We start from the raw sequence: 22,114 nt of genomic DNA, 5'->3' as shown, positions 1-22,114 counted from the left end.
GGGTGCCTGGAAAAGTCATGACCGTTAGAGTGTTAGAATGCGCGCGCTGTCGCTGCGCTGCGGACTGCTCGCCCGACAGGCAATTCTACACCGACCTGGCGCATGGCCTCATGGACATCATCTTCATCAACGACCTTCGCGCCTCGACGCTGATCGGCATCTACCCGCGCGAAAAGGCAATGCCGCAGATGGTGGAAATCTCCCTGCAGATCGGCACCTCGACCGCCAGCGCCGGCGCCAGCGACGACATCGGCGACACCATCGATTACGCGCTGGTGGTCGAGCGTCTGCGCAGCGAACTCGCAACCCGCCATTTCAACCTCCTCGAAAGGCTTGCCGAGTATGTGGCCACCCTGCTGCTGGAGGACTTCGGTGCCACCTGGGTGCGCGTCTCGATTGCCAAACTTGGCATGATGCGCGGCGTGCAGCGCGTCGGCGTGGTCATCGAGCGCGGGGCGGCGTCCTGACGGCTTTCGCCTTGCCGCGAATCCTGGTTCGGTTTTTGGCATCCTTGTGCCAGCTTGGTGAACACGGCAAGTCCTGCCCTGCCTAGCCGCTGCTGGCCGGCGGGCTCGCCTGCGGCTTGGGCGCAGGCATGCTGATGTCCAGTTCTTTGACCTTGGCATCGGGAATGATCTCCATCAGCGTCACTACCTTCTTGACACCGCTGGTGGTTCGCGCCACCTGGATCGCTGCGTCGGCCTCGCGCTGGCTGACCAGACCCAGGAGATAGACAACCCCTGCCTCGGTCACCACCTTGACATGCACGGCGTTGAATTTGCCTGCGTCGACGAAGCGGCTCTTGACCCGGGTCGTCACATACGAATCGTTGCTGCGCGCCGAGAAAGAGCTGACCGGGCCGACAGCGAGCTCATTGTAAACCCCTTGTACCTGTGGCACGCCGGTGACGATGTGCTCGACTTCTGCCTTCATCTGCTCGGAGGGCACCTCTCCGGAGATCAGGACCTTGCGGTTGAAGCTGGTGAAGTTGATATGCGAGTGGTCGCCAGCCGTTTCGCTGACGCGTGCGCTGGCCTTCCATTCGATGCTTTCGTCGTCGGTTTGGGTGCCCAGCGATCGCCGGTCGAAGGCCGCCAGGGCGCCGCCGCCAGCACCGGCGGCGAGCATCGGCAGGCAGCCCTGCAGCATCGGCAGCAGTACCGCGCCGAGCAGCAGGCTGGTGGCGAGAAATTTCTTCATTCTTCAACTCCCATGAGCAGACAATCAATGCCATCGCAAAGGCAGTGGATGATCAATAGATGTATTTCCTGAATGCGTGCCGTACGTTCCGCAGGAACGCAGATGTGCACGTCGCCATCGCGCAGGATCTCACCGATGGTGCCACCGCCCTTGCCGGTCAGTGCGACGATGCGCAGATCGTTCTCGTGTGCGGCATTGATCGCCTCGATCACGTTGGCGGAATCGCCCGAAGTGGAGATGGCCACGAGGATGTCGCCCGGCTGGCCGAGGGCGCGCACCTGCTTGGCGAAGATGACCTTGTAGCCATAGTCGTTGGCAATCGCCGAAATGACCGAGGTGTCGGTGGTCAGCGCAATCGCCGCGAGTTCGTGGCGCTCCAGCTCGAAGCGGCCGACCAGTTCGGCCGCCAGGTGCTGGGCGTCGGCTGCCGAACCGCCGTTGCCGCAGGCGAGGATCTTGCCGTTGTTCAGGAGACCGCTGACCATGGCCTCGATCGCTTCGGCAATTGGCGCTGCCAGCAACTCGACGGCTTCGAGCTTGGTTTGCGCGCTCTCTGTGAAGTGCCCGCTGATACGGCTGATCAAATCCATGGGCTGTGAATGTGTTCTGGGGCAAGAAAGAAAGACCATTCTAACATCAGAGCACCAGGAACACCTCGAACTCGACGCGGCGCCAGGGATTCGGGTCTTCGCGCATGCGGGAAACGCGCGCCTCGAGTTTTTCGCCGGCATCGATCGCCTGGGCAACGGCACGGTTCTCGGCGCGCGGCACGTAACCGAGGGGGCGGCCGTTCCATTCGACGCGGATGGCCTTGCGGTCATGACGGTTGTCCGGTTCGCGGACCAGCGTCAGACGGTCGCCGGGCTTGATCTGCGACCACAGTTCAGCGACGGCGTAATACTGGCTGCCGGCCAGCGGCGAGCTTTGCACGAGCACCCTGACCGTCTCGCCGGCACCGGCGTGCCAGCACAGGCTCAGCCAGAGGAGCGTGAGCGTACTACACCGCAAAAAACGCATCGCGAATCCATTCGATGGCCTTTTCGGAGAGTTCGTCGAACAGGACGCAGTCGAAGCGGCAATCGGATTCCCGGCCCGGATGGGTGCTCAGGAAATGCTTCGCGGCAAGAACGATACGCCGCTGCTTGGCGGTGGTGATACTGGCGGCCGCACCGCCGTAGCTCGCGTTGCGGCGCAGGCGCACCTCGACGAAGACGAGTACCCGCCGCTCTCGGCAAATCAGGTCCACCTCGCCACCCCGACAGCGATAATTGCGCGTCAGCACGTTCAGACCCTGCCGTTCGAGGAAGCGCGCAGCCAGTTCCTCGGCGATCGCACCGGGAGCTGCGGGAAGGGATGGCATGGCGGGGTGTCCTGCCGGCCCGCTCGTGTTATCTTTAGCGCTCACCTGCAAGCCGACTCCCATGACGAAAGAATCGCCCGCATTATATGTCGTTCCCACGCCGCTCGGCCACCTTGGCGACATGACGCAGCGCGCGATCGAAGTCCTGCGGCAAGTGCCCTGGGTGGCCGCCGAGGATACCCGTCACAGTGCGCCACTGCTGCGCCACTTCGGCTGCAATGCGCGCCTGCTGCCGGCGCACCGACACAACGAGGAAGGCGCAGCTCAACAGGTGATCACACGCCTTGCCGCCGGTGAGTCGGTCGCACTGGTGGTGGACGCCGGCACGCCGGCGGTGTCCGATCCAGGCGCTCGGCTGGTGGCGCGCGTGCGCGCCGCCGGCCATCGCGTCATCCCCTTGCCAGGGGCTTGCGCGGCGGTGGTCGCACTCTCTGCGGCAGGGCTCGGCGAAGCCCATTTTCTCTTTTACGGTTTCCTGCCGAGCAAGGCCGGGCAGCGCGCCGAGGCCTTGCGGGAACTCGCGCCACTACCCTATGCGCTGGTCTTCTACGAGGCGCCGCATCGCATTCTCGAAGCCGTCGCCGCCTTGCTCGTCGCCTTCGGACCGGAACGTACACTGGTCCTGGCTCGCGAATTGACGAAGCTGTTCGAAAGCATTCATTGCTGCGCACTCGGTGAAGCGCAGACCTGGCTGCTGGCCGATGCCAATCGCCAGCGCGGCGAGTTCGTGCTGCTCGTTTCCGGCGCAGCACCGGTCGAACAAAGCGCCGAGGGCGAACGCGTGTTGCAGCTGCTGCTTGACGATGGCCTGTCGATCCGTCAGGCCAGCCGGCTAGCGCACGCGATTACCGGCGTCGGAAAGAATGTCCTGTATCAGCGGGCCCTGGCCCTGAAGGGCTAGAGTCGTGCCTTTGCCTTAGGACGCACCCCGACGGCGTGACAACAGGGCGGCCAGCGCAGGGAAAGCAAGCAGCAAGGTTCCCGGCTCGGGCAGCCCTGGAGGGGCAGCAATATCCAGGGTTGTGGTGATCGCAAAAGTCGAGGCCACCGTGTGCCGCTCCGCGAAGAAGATGTCGAGATCGTATGGTGTACCGGCTGTCAGCCCCAAAGTTTTCAAGTCTTCCTCGGTGAAGCTGGCGCTTGCCGCGCCATGCACGCCGCCGAGATCGATCACAAGTTTTCCGTCGACGAAAATCCATAGGTCGTCGTCGCCAGTGAATGTAAAGAGCTTGTCCGCACCGAGGGTAGGATCGCTGAACGACAGCAGCCCCTCCAGATGCATCGTGAAGTGGTAATTGTGCGGGTTGCCCTGATTGCCGTAGAGTAATCCGTCAATCGGAAAAAAGGCCCCGCTGCTGTAGGTGAAAGTTCCCGGCGGACCTTCGGTCAAGGTGAGTGAAGTGGGGGTCGAGAGATTGAAACCGGGGGAGTCGACATACCACTTGGCAAAATTTGCCGCGGTGGACGCACCGGCCACGATTGACCCAGCCGCTGTCGGCAGGCCTGCCGTCAATGTGCTCCCTACCATGCCAGTGACCACACCCGGCACAGCACCTTCGAAGTCCGACAAATGCGTACAGGTGGAGCCGATACTGGGTGCGCAAAAGTCCCGGATCGTACCGGTCAAGGTCACCGAGGCGCCGATGGCAGTAGTGCTCCATCCCAGACCCAGCAGCACCAATAGAGTCAGCGCCCGATTTTGACTTAGGTGGTTCTTAAGGTTCATCCACTATTCTCCCAAAATGATTGCATCAGAATTTACGAGCCAGAGTGGTGCTTGCCACGCCCACGAAGAAATCTTCCACTGCCCAACACAATGATGAGCACTTCGTCAGCCTTTCCAAAGCACGTTTCGTACCAGAAGTCTATGATAGAGAGAATGTTCCAATAATACATTGGATTATGATCGTCCATCGACGTAGTCACAGCAACTCTGAACGTCAGATCCGGTTCAACTGTAAGAATTTCCGACAGTTCTCGGGTTACTGCGGGGATCCGAGAACTGGGGGAAACGCTCCCTCAAGAAGCCTGAATACCCGTCGGATACACTGCATCGCCGTCGGCAGCCTGCGACATAGGGAGAAAAGTCCTGACCGCTTGTGCCTTACGCGCGTTTGAAGCGCTACCGCTCGCGACCAGTTATGATTACCCCTGTTAGGTCGCTTGCGACCATTTTCTTTATCTCCCTGCAATGCCAAGGCATCCCATGACCGAAAACGACGAAATCCTCGCCATTCCGCTGTGGATCAACGGCCACGCCTATCTGACGATGGCGCCGGCCTTTTTCGATGTCCGTGATCCGTGCACTGGCCAGATCAGGCGCCGTACGCCGCTGTGCGGCACGGATCAGGCGCTAACCGCCGTCGCATCGGCAAACGCCGCACTGCCCGCCTGGGCGGCGCTGACGGTCGCGGCCAGGGCAGCGCTGCTGACGGCGCTGGCCAAGGCGCTGGCGGGATATGCAGAACACTTTGCCGGCCTGATCTCCGAGGAAACCGGCAGGGATGCTGCGTCGGCGTCGACCGAGGTCGAGCAGGCGCTACACCTGCTGCAGGCGGCCGCAGCCGGCAGCCCAGCGACCGGCGACAGCGGCGTCGTGGCAGTGGTCAGCGATGACCGCGCGCCCCTGCTCGGGCCCCTGCAGAGAGCCGTTCCGGCACTGCTGGCGGGAGCGACGGTAGTCGTCAAGCCGAGTCCGAAAGCCCCTTCGGCGGCATTTGCGCTGGCCGAGCTGACGGCACGCAGTGCTTTTCCCGGCGGCGTGTTCAACATCCTGCACGGTGATCTGGCGGCAATCGAAGGCCTTTGTAGCGCCGCCGAAGTGGGGCTGCTGCTGTTTGCCGGTGATCCTGCACTCGGCAGCAAGGTGGCGGCCATTGCCACCCGCCACGGCAAGCCTTTTGTGGACTAACGGTCATGACTGTTCCAGACACCCCGATCATGAAAGTCATGACCGTTTCCCTCTCCCCCGACCCCTCCCCCGCAAGTGGGGAGGGGAGATTCGTGAGTCACTGACGCGACTTTCAGAGGAATGCCATGCACCGAATTGTCTACCTCGAAGGCGAGTCGATCATCGCCGACGTACGCCGGCCGGATTTTCCCCATTGCTGGGTCGAACATGCGACAACGCTGCCGCCGCAGGTCGCAGAGCGGCTCGCCGGGGCGACGATTGCGATTGTCAACAAGCTGCCGGTCGACGCAGGACTGATCGCCGCGCTACCGGATTTGCAGATGGTCGCAGTCGCGGCGACCGGCACCAACAACATCGACCTCGACGCCTGCCGCCGACGCGGCATCGTCGTCTCGAACATCCGCGGCTATGCCGTGCATACCGTTCCCGAGCATGTCTTCGCGCTATTGCTGGCGTTGTCGCGCAATGTCGTTGCCTATCGGCAGGCAGTGGCTGCCGGCAACTGGCAGCGTTCCGGGCAGTTCTGTTGTATCGATTATCCGATCCGCGACCTGCACGGCGCAACACTCACGGTGATCGGCAGCGGCAGTCTCGGCGGCGGCGTCATCCGGCTCGCCGAAGCCTTTGGCATGCGTGTGCTGCGCAGCGAGCGCAAGGGTGCGCCGAGCGTGCGTCCCGGCTACACCGCTTTCGAGCAGGCCTTGCGCGAGGCCGACGCGGTCTCGCTGCACTGCCCGCTGACCCCCGAAACGAAGCACCTGCTCGGCGAACCCGAGTTGCGGACCATGCGGCCTTCGGCATTGCTGATCAATACGGCGCGCGGCGGCCTGGTCGATGAAGCGGCCTTGGTCAGGGCGCTGCAGCAGGGCTGGATCGCCGGTGCCGGTTTCGACGTCCTGAGCGTCGAGCCGCCAAGCACCGGCAACGTCCTGCTGGCACCGCAAGTGCTCGCGCTACCGAATTTCCTGCTGACCCCCCATGTAGCCTGGGCCAGCCGGCCGGCGATGCAGGCTCTCACCGACCAATTGACGGCCAACCTCGAAGCCTTCGCCCGCGGCGAGCCGCAGAACCGGGTCGCCTGATTCAGTGCACTCGTTTTGCCGGGGGTTCAGCGGGTTCTGTTCCCCACAGCGGGGCAAGGCGCTTGCTGCGCGCCTGCCCCGGCTTGCTGCCTTGCCGCAATTCGGAGATGGAAAGCGCACCGCGCGCGCGCAACAAACGCAGATATTCGGGGCGCGGTTTGCCGTACTTCACCGCCAGGCTGTCCAGATAGAGAAGCCAGGCATCCTTGTCGGCCGGGTCTACCGCTTTGGCCTCTTCGGGCAGTTTGACATTCCAGACCTCGTAGCGATAAACAAAGACCGCCCAGTCATACAGCAACTCATCACTGGAGTGCATTCTCACGGCGTTGGGATCAGCACCGGCGTCCAGCAGGATGCGCAACATTTCGGTGTCCATGTTCAGAACCGCAACGATCAGTGGGCTGGAACCATCCTTGCTGAGCGCACGTGGATCAGCACCCAGCCGCAACAATTCCTTGACCACCTCGTACTTCGGCGTTTCGGAGCAGAATTCCAGGTCGCTGATCACCCGTTCGAGGATCGTATCGCCGAATCGATCGGTGCCATTCAAGTCAAAGCCCGCAGCGACCTGGGCACGCATCGCACCGATGTCTCCCGCGCATGCACACGAAACAAAGGTCTGGATCCGTTCGTCATCCGCCGTCCACGGCTGTCTCATGTCGTTCATTCGCAACTCCTTTCCGAGTACTTGTCAAGGCTCGAAGCCGAAGCCAAGTCTCTTCAGTCATGACCGGGCGCACCCGATTCCATCCCTGGACTCCCGGTATGGATTCTCCCGTGCGGTGCAGGCTGCGGCTAGTGGTAATACTCCCGTTTCCGGCAGGAAAATTTCCCGACCGGCGTGCCCGTCTCTGGCCAGGCGAGAATGCGAGAATGCGAGAATTCGACGCCAAGGGTCGCTGTTGGTGTACGTTTGCGTAATAATCCGCCTGTGATCACACTGCACACCAGCCAGCTTGCGGACGTGCCGTTCGCTCTTCCCCTTGCGGTCTTCGGCAAGGCATATGGCGATTTCGCCGAACGCGGCCGGCGCCAGGATCGACAGGAAGCCTGCTACACGGCCCCGCCCAGCCGCCTGCGGGACTCGCAAAGGCGACCGCTGCAGACATGCACCCGCAGCCGGGGGGCCGTATGCACTCGCTGACCGACTCGCAGTGCGATTCGATCGCCGTGCTCGACGAATTCGGCGTGATCATCAGCGTCAACCAGGCATGGTGCAGCTTTGCCGAAAGCAACGGCGGCAGCGCGGCACTGGCGGCCGGGGTCGGCATCGACTACCTGGCGGCAGTGCGCAGGGCAGCCGCTACCGATTCGCTGGCAGCGGCTGCCCTGCGCGGCTGTGAACAGGTTCTGGCGGGACGACAGACGCTGTTCACGCTCGAGTACCCCTGCCCTTCTCCGGATCGCGAACGCTGGTTCGAATGTTACGCCACCCCCTTGCTGGGTGCCATCAAGGGAATGGTCGTCGGTCATCGGGACATCAGCGCACACAAGCTGGCCGAGAGTGTGCCCGAGGAGCATCGCTTCGAGCGGCGCCAGAATGAGCGCGACCTGAACGCGGTGCTGAACAGCGTCTCGTCGATGATCGGCTACTGGGACCGCAATCTGCGCAACCGCTTCGCCAATCACGCTTATCGCGACTGGTTCGGCATCGATCCGGCGACGATCCCGGGCAAGCATATCCGCGAGGTGATCGGCGAGGAACGCTACCGTCTCAACCTGCCCTACATCGAAGCCGTACTGGGTGGCGCAGCACAGCAATTCGAGCGCGCCATTCCGTCTCCGGATGGCCGTTCGGTGAACCATGCACTGGCCCGTTACATCCCCGACATCATCAACGGCGAGGTGCAGGGGTTCTTCGTCGAGATTGTGGACGTGACCCTGATCAAGCGCAGCGAGCAGGCCCTGCAGTGCGCCCAGGAGCTTGGCCGGCTCGGCAGTTACCTGATCGAACTACCCTCGGAATCCTGGATCGGCAGTCCGATGCTGGAGCGGATATTCGGCATCGGCCCGGCATGTGAACATACCGTCAGCGGCTGGGGAGAGTTGCTCCATGCGGCGGACCGGCAGGCGACGCTCGATTACTTCCACCAGGTCATCGCCGAGCGAGGGATATTCGACCGCCAGTACCGGATCGTTCGACCCAGCGACGGCGCGCTGCGCTGGATGCATGGCCTCGGTCAGGTCGAGTGCGCAGCGAACGGAGAAGCCCTGCGCATGGTCGGCACCGTCCAGGACATCACCGAGCGCAAGCTGGCCGAGGAGGCGACGCAGCTCCTGCTTGACGAGAACACTCGCCTGGTGCGCGAACTGATCTCGGTGCAGGAGCGTGAGCGAGCGGAGCTGGCCCGTGAACTGCACGATGAACTTTCCCAGCACCTGACGGCGATTCGTGCCTTTGCCGGGGCCATTCTGCGCAATGGCGCACACGATCACGAATGGATCAAGGCCGCCGCGCAGGCGATCGAGGATTCCGCGCGCGCCATCTACCAGGTGTCGCACCGCCTGATGGAAGGTCTGCATCCCAGCATTCTCGACGCCGCCGGCATCGTCGAGGCGATTGCCAGCCTGCTCGAGGTCTGGGGACAACAGCATCCGGAGATCGAGTGGCGAGCCTCACTGGATCGGGAGCTGGTCTGCCCGGCAGCGCCGGTGCGAGTGGCCATCTATCGCATCGTCCAGGAGTGCCTGAACAATGTCACGCAACATGCGCACGCCGAGCGGCTGCGGTTCGTCCTCGCCAGACGGCAGCACGGCGAGTCGCTGCGTCTGCTCATCCGGGACGATGGCGTCGGCATGGACGTGGACGCAGCGCATGCGGGCTTCGGTCTGCTCGGCATGCGCGAACGCGTCCTCAGTCTCGGCGGCTCGCTGCAGATCCGCAGTTGGCACGACGGTGGCACGCGCGTGCGGGTGATTCTGCCGACCGCGGATACCCCTGCTGAAATGGCGGCCGGTTCGCATCAGGGTTCGACCAGACCCTGACGAATGGCCATGCGTGCCATTTCTGCGAGACTGGAAACGCCGAGCTTGGCCCGGATCTGGGTGAAATGGTTGCTGACCGTCTTGCTGCTCAAATTGAGAATACTCGCGCATTCGGACAGCGTGTGACCCTCGCTGAGCAGCCTGAAGACCTGGAATTCGCGCTGCGTCAGGCGGTTGAACTGCGCGGCACCGGACGGGCGGTGACGGTCGAGCAGCGCCGGCAACAGGTCGGCGCTGACGAAGGATTCGCCCTTCGCCACTTGCTTGAGCCCCTGCAACAGCGTCTCGACCTTGCTGCCCTTGGTGACGAAACCCATGGCGCCGGCCTCGAGCGCTCGTTCGAGCAGCACCTGCGAATTGTGCACGCTATAGACCAGGATGGCGGCCTGTGGATCAAGCTCGCGAATGCGTCGGATGGCTTCGATGCCGCCGAAGCCTTCCATGCTGAGGTCCATGACCACGGTGTCCGGAACGTGCTTGCGGTAAGCGGCGTAGGCCGCCTCGCCACTATCCACTTCCGCCAGCACACGCAGAGCAGGATCGGAATCGATCAGGCTGCGCAGGCCGGCACGCAAGGCCGGGTGGTCGTCGACCACCAGCACCGTCACTGGTGTCAGTTTCGCTCCGGAAGAGATCCCTTGCCCGTCCATGTGCCTTCTCCCAATTCACTGCGCCACTGCGCAATACCCGGCGCTCATTTCAGAATTTTCAGCAGGTTGGAAAAACCATCGGTCCACACCGCGAAGCCCGGTCGCGGCGCAAGCGGGACGGCCCCCTTGATCTTCTCCAGCAGGCCCGCCGCAGGTTCGGGTCGGGCAATCATCACCCAGACCGAATCACGGCAGAAGGCATCGTCCGCATCCGCGTCGAGTTCGACGATCAGGGCGCGCATGCCGAGCTGCTGGGCGGCTGCGGCGACGACCGGTCGCAGGTCGAGATAGCGGTTGGTGATATGCACGGCCAGCACAGCATCGCTCTTGAGGTGGCGCAGATAGGTCCGCATGGCTTCGATGGTCAGCAGATGCGTCGGGATCGAGTCGCCGGAGAAAGCGTCGATCGCCAGCAGGTCGAAGTGCTGGACCGCTTCGCCTTCGAGCATCAGGCGTCCATCGCCGAGCACCGGAACGATCTGTGCTGCGCTATCCGCAAGGTAGCTGAAGTCCTTGCGGGCCAGGTCGAGCACCTGTTCGTTGATTTCGTAGATACGCATTTCGTCGCCCGGCCGGCCGTAGCTGGCGAGGGTTCCGGCGCCTAAACCAAGCACCCCGATCTTCCGCGGCTGGCCGGTGGCGAGGCTGAGCAGCGCTTGGCCAATCCCCGATTTCTCGCAATAGTAGGCCGTGGGTCGCCGGCTATAGGCGGGGGAGAGGAACTGTTCGCCGTGGTAAATCTCCCCGTGCAACATCGTGCGCTTCAGCCCCAGGGCTTCCCACTTAAAGCGGGACAGTCATGCTACCGATAGAGTCTGAGGATGAAGGGAGCTGAGGAGATGGGAACTGGTTGCCGCATCTCCTGTATCATCAGTTTTATGACAAAAAAACTCTACGACTCAAGCCATACGGACAACCAGCCGCGTCATTTTTGCCGCACTTACAGACCAGGGAAAACGAAGCCTGCGTGCAGTGGGGGAATTAATTCATCGCCCGAAAAGCAGTGTTCATCGCCACCTGCAAGCGCAAGCCCGTAGGAACCGACATCCTGAATCGGGGTTTTGGGAAACCGAAGAGGGGGAGGCATGGCTGAGATTGCTGGTATTTGCTGTGCTGTACACGTTCGGGCTGCAACATCATGTGGGGGCGGGTGCCTTGTCGGATTTCTTCCAATTGATCCGCCTTCATACCCATGTGGGGGTGTCTCCCAGCGCCTTGCAGACCCAACTCAGCCGGATGGAAGCGCTGTTGCCCCTGTTTCAGCAACAGTGTGAAGCCTCGGTACCGACGCGGACACGCCAAGCGGTGGTGGCCGCGGATGAGACGTTCTTTGGGGAGATTCTGATCTTGGTGCTGATGGATTTGTCCTCGGGCTACCTATTGCTGGAGTCGATTCAGAAGGACCGGGGTTTCGATACCTGGTTTGCCCAGGTGACCCCGCGCCTGGAAGCACTGGGTATCGAAGTCAACCACGCCATCAGTGACCGGGCGAAGGCCCTGATCAAATTAGCGGTCACAGGCTTTGAGTGTACCTCGGGCGCGGATACGTTCCACGAGCAATATGGCCTCAGTCGCTGGTTGTCACCGGCCTTGGGACGTCGAAAAGCCAAGGCGGATCAGTGCTGCGAACTGGCCCAGAAGGCCCTTGATCAGCCGTCGCGCGGAGCCAGTACCGAGGAAAAGGCGGCTTTGGCGGCACAACAGGCCTGTGCCTGGGAAGCCCGCGCGCAAGTGGAACAGGCGCAGCAAGAGTACCAGAAGCAGTTGCTGGGAATCGCCGAGGAAATCCATCCCTTCTCCCTGGAGGAGAATACTCGCACGACGGCGGAGAGCGTAGTGGCAGGACTGGAAACGCGAGCACAGGCCCTGGAAACTCTGGCGGCGCAACAAGGGATCCAGGATACCCGTTCCGCCCTGAAGAAGTTCCGTGCCCAGATCGGCGCCTTATCGAGTCACGTCAGCTTTTGGTGGCTTTGGGTAGAAGAAATCCTGCTGGGCTGGTCTCTGGATGAAGCGACTCGGCAATGGCTGACGAGCAAGCTGTTGCCCGTACTCTATTGGCACTACCAAATGCGGAAAACGCAAAACAGGGTTCACCGGAAACGGTATCAGGAGGCTTGGCAGCGAGCATTAGAGGCCTGGAAAGCAGACCCGTTCCATTCGGGATTCTCCGAGAGTGAGTTGCAGCGCTGGCTAGAATGGGGGGAATGGATGGTGCGACAGTTCCATCGCAGCTCCTCCGCCGTCGAAGGGCGCAATGGCCGCTTGTCCCAGTTGTATCATAACGGGCGAGGTCTGACGAAATGCCGCCTGGCTGCGCTAACGGTTATCCACAACTATGGGGTGAGACGTAGTGACGGCACTATCGCAGCCGAACGTCTGTTTAGCACCTCTTTCCCTGATCTTTTCGATTGGCTGCTCAACCAGATGGGGGAACTTCCCTTACCGAGGAAGTCCCGCCACCGGGTTGTGCATAACCCATTGAAGTTAGAGATTGTCCCGGCTTAAGTGGGAAGCCAGCCCCAGCCCTTCGTCGTTCCTGTCGAGCACACGCAACTGGCCGTAGAAGTTGCGCAGCACGCGCCGGTAGTTTTCGACGTAGTCGACCGAGATCGCTGCCAGACGGTAACCGTAGGCAAGCAGCGCGACCAGCAGCAGCCAGCGCCACGCCGGCTTGAGTTCGCGCCAGAGAACGATGACTACCAGCAGAGCGCAGAGGAACAGGCCGGTCGGCAGTTCGAAGTAGGCCTCGAACAGCGCCGGCGCCAGCAGGCCGACAAAGCTCCCGCCGAGCGCACCGCCAATCGAGAGCATCAGGTAGAACAGCGTCAGGTGGCGGACCGCTGGCCGGCGTCTGACCAGCTCGCCGTGACAGACCATGCAGAAGACGAACAGGGACAGCGACATCACGGCAATGAGGATCGGTACCGGCAGGCTGCCGCCGTCGAGAACCCGGTCAATGGCCAGCAAGGCGATCGGCAGCGCCACCAGGAATCCGGGCCGGTAGTAATAGCGTGGGGCATCGAAGCAGAGGATGAAACTCAGGAGGTAGAGGCTCAGCGGCAATACCCACAGGAAAGGGACTGGCGCGACATCCTGCGTCAGATGGCGGGTCATCGCCAGCAGCAGGATCGAGGCGGTCATCGCCAGGCCAACCCACAACAGACACTCGCTCCATGCCGGGCGCGGCGCCGCCGCAGCGTGGGAGCGTTCGACTTCGCTTGACACTCCATTCCATGACTGCCAGGCGCTGCCCAGACACGCCAGGACGAAGAGGGCATATGCCACCGACCAGGCCCAGGCTTGTTCGAAAACCGGGAAGTACGGTTCGACGAGCAGCGGGTAGCTCAGCAGGGCGAGCATCGATGCCAGGTTCGAGAGCGCGTACAGCCGGTAGGGCATCAGGCTCGTGAACGATCGTGCATACCAGGCCTGCATCAGCGGCCCGGTGGTCGACAGCAGCAAATAGGGCATGCCGACCGCAGAAGCCAGAACGACGAGCACATTCCAGGTCGGATGGGCAAACGCCGCTTCCTTCCACGCCGGGTCGGCAATCACCGGCAGGGTCGCCAGACTCAGGAGCAGCGTAACCGTTTAGCCTCCCCGACGACCACTACCAAAAATCAGGCAGCAGCCGGTAGCAGGGGCGCTGCGTTGCCTTTACGCCGCTCGGCGACCACCTTGGCCAGGTAGGGCCAGGGCAAGATGTGGCGACGCCGGCAGGTGTCGATGACACTGGCCAACAGGGCAAAGGCACGGGTACCCTGCTCGGTACGGGTGCCTTGGCTGATGAGCCGGGCGATGACCCAGTGCCGCAAGGCCCGTTCGGCCTCGTTGTTGGTGAACGGCAGATAGGGATGGGCGACGACGATCCAGACCGCCTCCCAGTCGTAGAGAAATTCGCGCGCCAGCGCACGGGTTTTCTCATGAGCCGAATCCCGGTGCTCTTCGCATAGCCGACGGAAGGCGTCCAAGCGGTCGCGGAAGCGAGGCGTGAGATCGACCGGAGGGCCTTCACGTGCTTGGTAAATCGCAGTGATCAGGTCGCTGAGCAGGCCGTGGGTGGCCTCTCCAAAGGCCCGCGCCTCGGTGCTCAGGCTTTCTTTGAGTCCCTCGGCCTTGCGCAACAGGTGCGCCCAACAGCGCAGCCGCTTCTGGAATCGGCGATAGACGCAGTAGCCATCGCTCATCAGCCAGCCGACAAACCCCTCGCCTAGGACGTTCGCCAGAATCTCCTTGCTGCGGTAGCCAATGAAGTACAGGCAGATCGTCGGCGTGATGATCACCCACAGCCATAGTAACTGGCCCCATTCCTTCCACGGCGTTTCATCGGCATAGGCCAGCACTTCCTGCTGCAGTTCTTCCACCCACTGCGCTTCGATCGGCTCGACCGCCCGACCGGCTTCATGAATACACTGGTTGATCGTGCTGGTGGAGAGCGCGATGCCCAGCCAGTCCCGCAAAAATTCTTGCGTCCGCCGCCGCGACAGGTGCATACGGTGCGATAGGCACACCAGCAGGCTCACTAACAGCGGTCCGACGAGATGCCATTCGCTCAGTCCTACGGTCCACCCGGGTTCGGCGGGACAGCGGCCGGGTTCGCTGCGGTTGACATGCCCACAGTGGCCACAGCTTATCTCACCGTAGACATGCTTGTCGTGGCGTACCCGTAAGCCACGTAGCCCCGCACTCGGCTCGGCCTCGATATCCAGGACATACAAGCCGTTGCACGCGATGAACCCGGCCGGATCCAGCGCCTCATCGCAGCCCGCGCAGAATTCCGGCGCGTGGATCACGGTGTCGCTCACCGGCAAACTCACCTGCCGGCTATGGCCCGCTGCCCCCGGACGCCGACCGGCTTTCTTGGGCTTCCCGGCCGTCGCACTCAAAGGCTTCTTCCCCTCAGCCGGTGCCCCGACGCCGTTCGGCTCTGCATTCGCCGCCGCGTTCGCGGCGCTGCCGCTGCCCTGCGCTTCGGGATCAACCGCACCATCTGCCTCCCCGGCCGCTTCCGAATCCTCATCCCCAGAGTTTGTGCTGTGCCACGGAGGGTCACTGCGGGGTGGCCGAGAACTGGTCTGGGAGTTCGCCTTGAGCCGCTCCCGCGCCTCTTTCAAATCCCACAGCAACTTCACCAGCAAGCCATCTTTCTGCTTCGCCGGTAACGCCATCAGCTTCTGCTCATCCCACTGCTGAAGATCAAAGTCGCTCAGGTACACTCACTTGCCTCACGAACACGATTACCCGCTCACTGGTGAGATACCATAGCCAAACCATCCCTCGCTTGCAACCACTGCAGCATAGTTGGTATATGTCGTAGGGGGCTAAACGGTTACGGAGCAGCAGGACAGCATGCACGACATTCTGGCGGCGGGGGGAAAGCCACTCGTGAAGGAGGTGAACGTACAGGTAGCCGAGCAGCAGTTCGGCCTGGAAGAAGACCAGGCAGGTACTCCACACCGACGACGAACCGCCGAACCACGGCAGGATCATCTTGGCGATGATCGGCTGAATCTGGAAAAGCAGGAAGGCCGAGAGGAAAACGGTGGTGGCGAAGCTGATCATCGAGTTTTTCCAGGCTTGCTCGCGGCGGTCAGGACTGCGGTGGCGGGGCTTCCGGCGCTGCCGGCGGCGCGTGCCACCCCTCGGGAGGCACGACGACATTGTTGCGGGGCTGGCTGACGAAGTGTGGCGACATGATCTGCACTCCGTAGGTGTTGAACTGGTCCTGGATGTTGGCATGCAGCGCCGACAATACCGGAACCCGTTCGAGCGGCTTGTCCATATGCGCGAACAGTTCGTATTCGACATACCAGTCGGCGAGGCTACGCTGATAGACGAAGGGCTTGGGGACCGCCCGTAAACCCGGCGTCTGCTCGGCGGCGGCGATCAGCATCGCATGCACCTGCCGCCACGGCGTATCATAGCCGATCGTCACCTGGGTCGACACCAGCGTGCCACGCGCGCCGGCCAGCCGCGAGTAGTTCCGGATCGGATTGCCGACGAGAACCGCGTTGGGGATCGTCACTTCCTCGTTGCGCATGTTGATGATCTTGGTCGACAGCGCACCGACCTCGCTGACCACGCCGACATTGTCGCCGATGTCGACGAAATCCCCGACCGACAGCGCGCGCGAATAAACCAGCACCAGACCACTCATCAACTGGTTGACGATCCCGGCCGAGCCGAGCGTCAGCATGAAGCCGAACATCACCGACAAGCCCTTGAAGGCGTCGCTGTCGGACATCGGAATGAACGGGTAGGCAATGGCGATCCCCAGACCCCAGACGATGATGCTGACGATCCGGTGGGTTGCGGTGACCGTCTCCGGGTGCAGGCCGGGTACCTGCACGCGGCCTTCCCTGGCGGCCTTGAAGAAGTTGCCAAGCGCATCGTTGAAGGCCTTGGTCAGAAACAGGATGACCAGTGCCGTGGTGAGTGCCGGCATGGCGTCGAGCAGGCCGACACCGAGAGTTTCGAGCAACCCGAACAGAAAGTCGGTCAGGCGGTCGCCGAGCGGCTCGGTGAGCGGAAAGCGCGCCAGCACGTAGGTCAGCCAGAGATAGGCGATGCTCAACCACAGGAAGCCCATCAGCAATTGCGCGAGCCGCTGCACCAACAACCAGCCATGACGCGCCCAGCGAAGCCGGCTGGAGGCATTCTCGGCTTCGATGACTGCCTGCAAATGGTGCACCATCAGCGCCGTCGCGCGGCGAATCAGCCACAGCAGAAGCAGCGCAATGGCGGTGGCCAGTACCGACAGTCCGGCTCCCTTCAGCAGCACCATCGGACGATGTTGCTCGCTTGCCGCCTGCAGCGCTGCCCGCATCTCGCTTGCTGCACGCTGCCCCGCTTCTTCGAGCGAGAGTTTCTCTTCGGGGTCCAGGTCCCCTTCCAGGACGTTGAAGAGAACCGCTTGCCCAATCCGCACACTGATTCCACGCTTGCCGTCAACCGTGAACGGCGTCACTTCGACCGGCTGTTCCACCTGGTTCTCCGTCAGGGCATCGAGGCGGGCCAGCGCCCTGTGGACGCGCGTCTCGGGCGTAATTCCCACCACGGTCGTTCGGAAGGTGACGATCGGCCGGAAGTGGTAGTGGAGGGTCGCTTCCCGCAGATGCGCCGAGTCGGCGGCGAGAACCGGCGCCCCAGCACTGACCAGGAGAAGACAGCAAAGCAGCCAGGACAGCGCCGCGGACAACTTCGACAGGACAGGGCTCGGGGACATGGCGAAATCTGGCAAGCAATGGGGAGAACACAGGATTATAGCGGCCGACACCCCGCACGTCGTAGCCATCGCTGCAGATTCACGACATATCGGCATCGAACATGCCGGGGAACAGGAGCCTCCGACCAGTTCAGGGCGAACGCTGTTTGTCACTGCCCTTACTGGATCGCTCGGCCAGAGCGCCGCCTGCGATCAGGCCACGGCTGTCCTGGAGCCCTGCAAATGATGGTCCCACATCCGGAAATACACTTCTTCCAGCGAGCTGACGAAGCGTGGCATGTCGAAGAGCGGGCTATGGCTTCTGCTTGCACACCACCTCGCACGCAGCTCACGCAGGCGCTGCGGGTCGAGAACCAGAGACCGGGCAAGCTGGTAATACTCGTCACTTGAGCCAGCGATCAACTCTTCGAGGCCGGCGGCGCGCAGCAGACTGGCCCCCACTCGTCCAGGAAAAGTGTCCCCGAGCAGTGCGACCATCGGGACCCCCGCCCACAGGACATCGAGCCCCGTCGAATGCGAATTGTACGGAAACGGATCGAGCGCCAGATCGGCCAGCTGCAGGCGCGACAGATGGTCCGCCCGAGCCTCGACTCGCGGTGCAAAGATCAGCCTCGCCGGGTCGATGCCGCGAACTGCAATTTCCTTGCGCAGGCGGTCCTGCGCCGGGCCTCCCGGCTGGCTCAACCACAGGCAGCTCTCCCCCGTGTCCGACAGGAGCCGGCACCAGAGGTCGAAGACCTGCGGGTTGAACTTGTAGCTGTTGTTGAACGAACAGAAAACAAAACCCTCGTCCGGCAACCCGGCGGCACGCCGTGACGGCGGCGGATTCAGGGCGATCGAGGTGTCCGCCGGCAGATAGCAGTTCGGCAGATGGGCGAGCGTCTCGGTGTAGCAATGCGCGTGCTGCAAGGGCGTCACCACCGGATCGCCGAGCAGATAGTCGGCCAGTTTCGGGTGCCCGGTGGTGCCGGCATAACCCAGCCAGGTGACCTGCACCGGCGCACCGCGAAGCGCCAGCGCCTCGAGGCGTCCGTCGGCAGTCCAGCCATTGAGATCGATCAGGATGTCGATCTCATCTGCACGGACGCGCTGTGCGGTCTCGATCACGCTGCAGTCCCGCAAATCGACGAAATGATCGAAGGCCGCGCTCAGGCGCGTCCGGATCTCGCTGTGATCATCGATACCGATCGAATACCCGAACACCTCGACCTTCGATCGATCGTGCAGCTCGATGACCTGCGGCATGATCTGCCCGACCGGATGCGTCTTGTAATCGGCGGACAGATAGCCGATCCGCAGTCGCGAGCCCGGCCCGCCCCGGCTCACGGACAAGCGATGTTCCGGGGCATCGAGCACGCTCGCCGGGAGGTTGTGGCGAGCGAAATTTTCGGCGACCCTGCGCTGTTCTTCGGCACTGACGTTGGGGAACGACAAGACGACAAAGGGGTTGCACGTCGGTAAGCGATAGTCTGCAGTCAAGGAGCGGAGCGTGAGCAGCCGGGCTTCCAGTTCGTCCCAGTCGCATCTCTTGAGGCTGGCGGAAAGGAGTTGGGACAGAATGGCGGCGTTGCTCTGGTCGTTTTTCCATAGTTCGTTGAAACAGGTCCAGGCTTCATCATTGCGATTGCTGTTGAGCAAGGCGCCGGCAAGCTGCTCGATCGCCTCCACATAGTCCCCAGGGTGGTACTCGATGGCCTTGAGGAAATACGGGACGGCTTCGTCCCACTTGCGCATCCTCGACAGGGCGACGCCGTAGTTCTTGAGGACTTCAGGGTCGCGGGGCTTGATTTCGAGCGAGCGGGCGAAGCACTGGATCGATTCGTCCCAGCGCATCAGCGCGGAGAGGACGATGCCGAGATTGTTGTGCGCTTCCGGGTCATCGGGATTGCGATCGAGAGAAAAACGGACGATCGGCCAGGCTTCCTCGAAAAGTCCCTGCCCGATCAGGGCAAAGCCCAGCGCCTTCAAGGCCAGTGGATGACTCGGGCGGCCGTCGAGGATGCGGCGTGCCGCCGCTTCCACTTCCGGATACCTGGCCGCTTCGACCAGGCGCATCAGCGCCAGGCACGCCGGGTCCAGCGGCGTACGTCTGCCACCGACTGGCGGTGATTTCTTCCGGGAACCCTTCATTGCTGTCCGACCGCACGCATGAAAGCCACTTCCAGGGACAGGCTAGGACGCAGTTCCAGGACCACATGCCCGGCATTCCGCAAGGCTTCGAGGCGTTCCCAGAGATCTGCGCGCGGCACTTCGCCGATCCAGCGCCCGGAAAAATCCTCACGCATCCCGGCCACCGGCGTCTGGCCGAAGGTGCGCACCAGGACCATCTCCTGGTCCCCGGTGAGTTCGGCCGGCGACCGGACCGCGCGCAGGACCCCCTGGTGGATCAGGCCGAAGCGATCGGCCAGCCGTTCGACGTCGTGCAGGACATGCGAGGTCAGAAAGAGGGTTCCGCCGCCGCGCTTGTACTCGGTGAGGATATCCACCACGTCGCGGCGGCCGATCGGGTCGAGACCCGACAGCGGCTCGTCGAGAATCAACAGCCGCGGATGGATGCACAGCGCCTGGGCGATCGCCACCCGCTGCGTCATCCCCTTGGAAAAGGAACGAATCGCCTTGCCCGCCACCTGCGCCAGACCCAGGCGGTCGAGCCAGTTCAGGCAGTGGCTTTGCGGCGCGCTGACCTGCACCCGATGCAGCCGCATGCCCATCGAGAGGATTTCGAGTGGCGTCAGATAGTCGTAGAGATAGGGGTTCTCGGGAACATAGCCCAGGCCCCGGCGAGCCTCCGGCTGCGCAACGGAAGTCCCGAAGATGCGCGCGCTTCCGCGCGTCGCCCGGATCAGCCCCATCAGGATCTTGATCGCCGTCGTCTTGCCGGCGCCATTGGCCCCGATGAAACCAAAGGCCTCGCCCGGCTCGACGGTCAGCGACACGCCGCCGAGCGCGACCACCGGCGCCGATCGCCACTTTCTCGGATATTTTTTTTCCAGATCATCGATGGCAATCGCGGGCAGCATCATTGGGTACTCGAAAGCGTTGCATTCAACATCGGCCAGCCCGAAGCGTCCAGGCCGAAGCCATACCCCAGCGGGTCTTTGGGAAGCTCGGCGAGCAAGCCGCTGCTCACCAGGTCCTGCAATTTTTCCACGCCCCTGCCGTAACGCTCGCGAAAAAGCGTGACGGCGTTCTGCAGTGCCGCCAGATCACGCAGCCGCCTGGCCCTGACCTGCAGGTAGTTGCGGAAAGCCCCCGGCGGAGAGCCTGCGGCCATCGCCTCGACCATTCCCGCCGCATTGGCGGTCTGATAACCCTTCTCGATCCACAGGGCAGCGACATTCTGCAGCGCCCACTCGTCCTGCTGGATCTTGACGCGCGGGACGGCCTGGAGCAGCCACTGCGCGCCGGTCGCCGGGTCCTTGCGAAAATGATAGAACAGGAAACCGTACTGAAACAACGGGTACCAGTCAAAGGTCCGCGCCTCCGAAGCCTGGCGCAGGACGTATTGCGCCGCATCCAGTTGGCCGTTCCAGGGCAGAATCGCCGCGGCGATGTAGTAATTGTCTTCGTGCGCCGGGTTGAACCAGGCGATGTCGCGCTGCAGCCTGCCCTGCACCGCATAATCCCTGGCATCCATCCGGCCGGTGTCGGCGACCAGCACGCGGAATCCCGCCAGATTGGCCGCCAGGTAACGATCGCCCCCGGCCATCAGGACCTGCGCAAAACGTGGCAGCGAAATCAGCAGCTCGGGGGCAGCCGTTGCACGGGACAGGCCGGACAAACGCTGCTGCGCCCAGGCATAGACGAATGCCGACAGGACGCCGGCGAGCACGATCATCGCCATCGGTAAACGCCGCATCAGGAAAACTCTCGCCTCGCGAACAGCAGGCTGGCGGCGAGCAGTAACAGAACGATGTACGCAACGGCCATCGTCACCGACCAGAAAACCATCTCGGCGCCCGGCGCCAACTGATACATCGACCACTCGCGCCAGTCGAGGCGGGAGAGATCCGGCAGCACCCACTGGATCAGCCGGATCAGCGGATCATAGCTCGCGAACAATTTCTCGTCGCCGTCGGCCCCCTGCGAAAGGTAGGCGACGGTCGCCCCCAGGGCCTTGCCGGCGACGGCGAAAGCCGCCCCCAGCGCGAGCGGCAGGACCGAAACGGTGGACAGCGCAGCGATGCACAGGGCGAAGGCCGCCACCATCGCCGCGTCGATCGCCAATCCGGCAACCGTGCACCAGAAGGGAAGCCCGAGCGCCGGTGGAAATTCCTGACTATAGCCCCCGCCGACCATCGTCACCGCCAGGAGCAGCAGCAGGCCCAGCGCCGTCGCCGCCAGCGCCGACAGGATCAGCACGGCCGCCAGACGCCCGGCCAGGAATGCGCCGCGCGAAACCGGATAGGCCAGCGAGAAGAGGATGACCCGCCGGTCGATCTCGCGGGCGACCAGTTCCTGAACCCAGAACAGGTTGAGCAGGACGAGCGAAAAACGGACCCCCGAGAAGCCGACATCGAGGGCCACGGTCTGCGGCTGCCGTGGCGAGAAGAATCCCGAAAGATAGGCAATGCCGATCAGCAGCACGCCCAGCAGGAAGACCGCGTGGAAGCTTCTTCCGCGCAGGCCGGAACGTAGGCCGGAAAGGGTGAACTCGAACATGAGGATCGGCCACAAAAAAGGGGCGCTCCTTGCGGA

At 62.8% G+C, this 22,114-nt stretch carries 22 protein-coding genes; 6 read left to right on the top strand and 16 right to left on the bottom strand.

Annotated features, from left to right (window positions below):
• The first annotated feature begins 110 nt into the window (after positions 1-110).
• Positions 111-467, top strand: a complete 357-nt coding sequence (locus V5B59_RS23250; RefSeq protein ID WP_169070794.1) for a dihydroneopterin aldolase — start codon at positions 111-113, stop codon at positions 465-467.
• Between the two features lie 82 nt (positions 468-549).
• Here V5B59_RS23250 and V5B59_RS23245 read toward each other — a convergent pair whose 3' ends face one another.
• Genes V5B59_RS23245 through V5B59_RS23230 form a run of 4 tightly spaced genes read right to left on the bottom strand, consistent with a single transcriptional unit; the run spans position 550 to position 2,560 of the window.
• Complete coding sequence (locus tag V5B59_RS23245) at positions 550-1,200, bottom strand: BON domain-containing protein (protein ID WP_034910075.1); 651 nt, start codon at positions 1,198-1,200, stop codon at positions 550-552.
• Complete coding sequence (locus V5B59_RS23240; protein WP_034910074.1) at positions 1,197-1,790, bottom strand: phosphoheptose isomerase; 594 nt, start codon at positions 1,788-1,790, stop codon at positions 1,197-1,199. Before V5B59_RS23240 ends, V5B59_RS23245 begins: the two co-directional genes overlap by 4 nt.
• A 46-nt stretch (positions 1,791-1,836) precedes the next feature.
• Positions 1,837-2,217, bottom strand: coding sequence for an HIRAN domain-containing protein (locus V5B59_RS23235; RefSeq protein ID WP_034910073.1), 381 nt, complete (start codon positions 2,215-2,217; stop codon positions 1,837-1,839).
• Positions 2,198-2,560 carry a YraN family protein gene (locus V5B59_RS23230; protein WP_034910072.1) on the bottom strand — a complete coding sequence of 121 codons (363 nt, stop codon included), beginning with the start codon at positions 2,558-2,560 and terminating at the stop codon, positions 2,198-2,200. The genes V5B59_RS23235 and V5B59_RS23230 overlap by 20 nt, the downstream gene beginning before the upstream one ends.
• A 61-nt stretch (positions 2,561-2,621) precedes the next feature.
• On the opposite strand from V5B59_RS23230, the gene rsmI reads away from it, so the two are divergent.
• A complete protein-coding gene (gene rsmI, locus V5B59_RS23225) occupies positions 2,622-3,461 on the top strand; it encodes a 16S rRNA (cytidine(1402)-2'-O)-methyltransferase (RefSeq protein ID WP_169070789.1) in 840 nt (279 codons plus the stop codon).
• Positions 3,462-3,476: 15 nt separating this feature from the next.
• Here the strand turns inward: rsmI and V5B59_RS23220 are convergent, their stop codons facing one another.
• The gene (locus tag V5B59_RS23220) at positions 3,477-4,286 is read right to left on the bottom strand and encodes a fibro-slime domain-containing protein (protein WP_169070790.1); all 810 of its coding nucleotides are present in this window, start codon (positions 4,284-4,286) and stop codon (positions 3,477-3,479) included.
• Positions 4,287-4,766: 480 nt separating this feature from the next.
• On the opposite strand from V5B59_RS23220, the gene V5B59_RS23215 reads away from it, so the two are divergent.
• Positions 4,767-5,471 carry an aldehyde dehydrogenase family protein gene (locus V5B59_RS23215; RefSeq protein WP_332352377.1) on the top strand — a complete coding sequence of 235 codons (705 nt, stop codon included), beginning with the start codon at positions 4,767-4,769 and terminating at the stop codon, positions 5,469-5,471.
• 125 nt (positions 5,472-5,596) lie between these two features.
• A complete protein-coding gene (locus tag V5B59_RS23210; RefSeq protein ID WP_169070791.1) occupies positions 5,597-6,553 on the top strand; it encodes a D-2-hydroxyacid dehydrogenase in 957 nt (318 codons plus the stop codon).
• 1 nt (position 6,554) lies between these two features.
• Here the strand turns inward: V5B59_RS23210 and V5B59_RS23205 are convergent, their stop codons facing one another.
• A complete protein-coding gene (locus V5B59_RS23205; RefSeq protein ID WP_034912799.1) occupies positions 6,555-7,220 on the bottom strand; it encodes an ankyrin repeat domain-containing protein in 666 nt (221 codons plus the stop codon).
• A gap of 464 nt (positions 7,221-7,684) precedes the next feature.
• Between V5B59_RS23205 and V5B59_RS23200 the strand changes: the two genes are divergently transcribed.
• Positions 7,685-9,538 carry a PAS domain-containing protein gene (locus tag V5B59_RS23200; protein ID WP_169070792.1) on the top strand — a complete coding sequence of 618 codons (1,854 nt, stop codon included), beginning with the start codon at positions 7,685-7,687 and terminating at the stop codon, positions 9,536-9,538.
• Here the strand turns inward: V5B59_RS23200 and V5B59_RS23195 are convergent.
• Together V5B59_RS23195 and V5B59_RS23190 are read right to left on the bottom strand one after the other, a co-directional pair.
• Positions 9,517-10,188: a response regulator gene (locus tag V5B59_RS23195; RefSeq protein ID WP_211203425.1), complete on the bottom strand. Its 672-nt coding sequence runs from the start codon at positions 10,186-10,188 to the stop codon at positions 9,517-9,519. The two genes, V5B59_RS23200 and V5B59_RS23195, sit on opposite strands and share 22 nt — an antisense overlap.
• A 44-nt stretch (positions 10,189-10,232) precedes the next feature.
• Positions 10,233-10,943 carry a spermidine synthase gene (locus tag V5B59_RS23190; RefSeq protein WP_248594915.1) on the bottom strand — a complete coding sequence of 237 codons (711 nt, stop codon included), beginning with the start codon at positions 10,941-10,943 and terminating at the stop codon, positions 10,233-10,235.
• 217 nt (positions 10,944-11,160) lie between these two features.
• Between V5B59_RS23190 and V5B59_RS23185 the strand changes: the two genes are divergently transcribed.
• Positions 11,161-12,696, top strand: coding sequence for a DUF6399 domain-containing protein (locus V5B59_RS23185; protein WP_332351228.1), 1,536 nt, complete (start codon positions 11,161-11,163; stop codon positions 12,694-12,696).
• On the opposite strand, the gene V5B59_RS23180 is transcribed toward V5B59_RS23185, so the two are convergent.
• The 8 genes from V5B59_RS23180 to V5B59_RS23145 form a co-directional block, all read right to left on the bottom strand.
• Complete coding sequence (locus V5B59_RS23180; protein WP_332352376.1) at positions 12,676-13,746, bottom strand: hypothetical protein; 1,071 nt, start codon at positions 13,744-13,746, stop codon at positions 12,676-12,678. The genes V5B59_RS23185 and V5B59_RS23180 overlap by 21 nt on opposite strands.
• Before the next feature lie 65 nt (positions 13,747-13,811).
• Positions 13,812-15,407 carry an IS66 family transposase gene (gene tnpC, locus V5B59_RS23175; RefSeq protein WP_332351632.1) on the bottom strand — a complete coding sequence of 532 codons (1,596 nt, stop codon included), beginning with the start codon at positions 15,405-15,407 and terminating at the stop codon, positions 13,812-13,814.
• Positions 15,388-15,753 carry a hypothetical protein gene (locus V5B59_RS23170; RefSeq protein ID WP_332352375.1) on the bottom strand — a complete coding sequence of 122 codons (366 nt, stop codon included), beginning with the start codon at positions 15,751-15,753 and terminating at the stop codon, positions 15,388-15,390. Before V5B59_RS23170 ends, tnpC begins: the two co-directional genes overlap by 20 nt.
• A gap of 28 nt (positions 15,754-15,781) precedes the next feature.
• A complete protein-coding gene (locus V5B59_RS23165) occupies positions 15,782-17,416 on the bottom strand; it encodes a mechanosensitive ion channel family protein (protein WP_332352374.1) in 1,635 nt (544 codons plus the stop codon).
• Positions 17,417-17,608: 192 nt separating this feature from the next.
• Complete coding sequence (locus tag V5B59_RS23160) at positions 17,609-19,546, bottom strand: tetratricopeptide repeat protein (protein WP_332352373.1); 1,938 nt, start codon at positions 19,544-19,546, stop codon at positions 17,609-17,611.
• The gene (locus tag V5B59_RS23155; RefSeq protein WP_332352372.1) at positions 19,543-20,439 is read right to left on the bottom strand and encodes an ABC transporter ATP-binding protein; all 897 of its coding nucleotides are present in this window, start codon (positions 20,437-20,439) and stop codon (positions 19,543-19,545) included. The genes V5B59_RS23160 and V5B59_RS23155 overlap by 4 nt, the downstream gene beginning before the upstream one ends.
• Entirely contained in the window at positions 20,436-21,275 is an 840-nt protein-coding gene (locus V5B59_RS23150) for a hypothetical protein (RefSeq protein WP_332352371.1), read from the bottom strand. The genes V5B59_RS23155 and V5B59_RS23150 overlap by 4 nt, the downstream gene beginning before the upstream one ends.
• Positions 21,275-22,093, bottom strand: coding sequence for a hypothetical protein (locus V5B59_RS23145; protein ID WP_332352370.1), 819 nt, complete (start codon positions 22,091-22,093; stop codon positions 21,275-21,277). Before V5B59_RS23145 ends, V5B59_RS23150 begins: the two co-directional genes overlap by 1 nt.
• Positions 22,094-22,114: the final 21 nt, after the last annotated feature.

The sequence above is a fragment of the Candidatus Accumulibacter contiguus genome, from assembly GCF_036625285.1.
In the GTDB taxonomy this organism is placed as follows: domain Bacteria; phylum Pseudomonadota; class Gammaproteobacteria; order Burkholderiales; family Rhodocyclaceae; genus Accumulibacter; species Accumulibacter contiguus.
The sequence above is the reverse complement of the archived record's forward strand: the minus strand, read 5'-3'. Positions and strand labels throughout refer to the sequence as shown.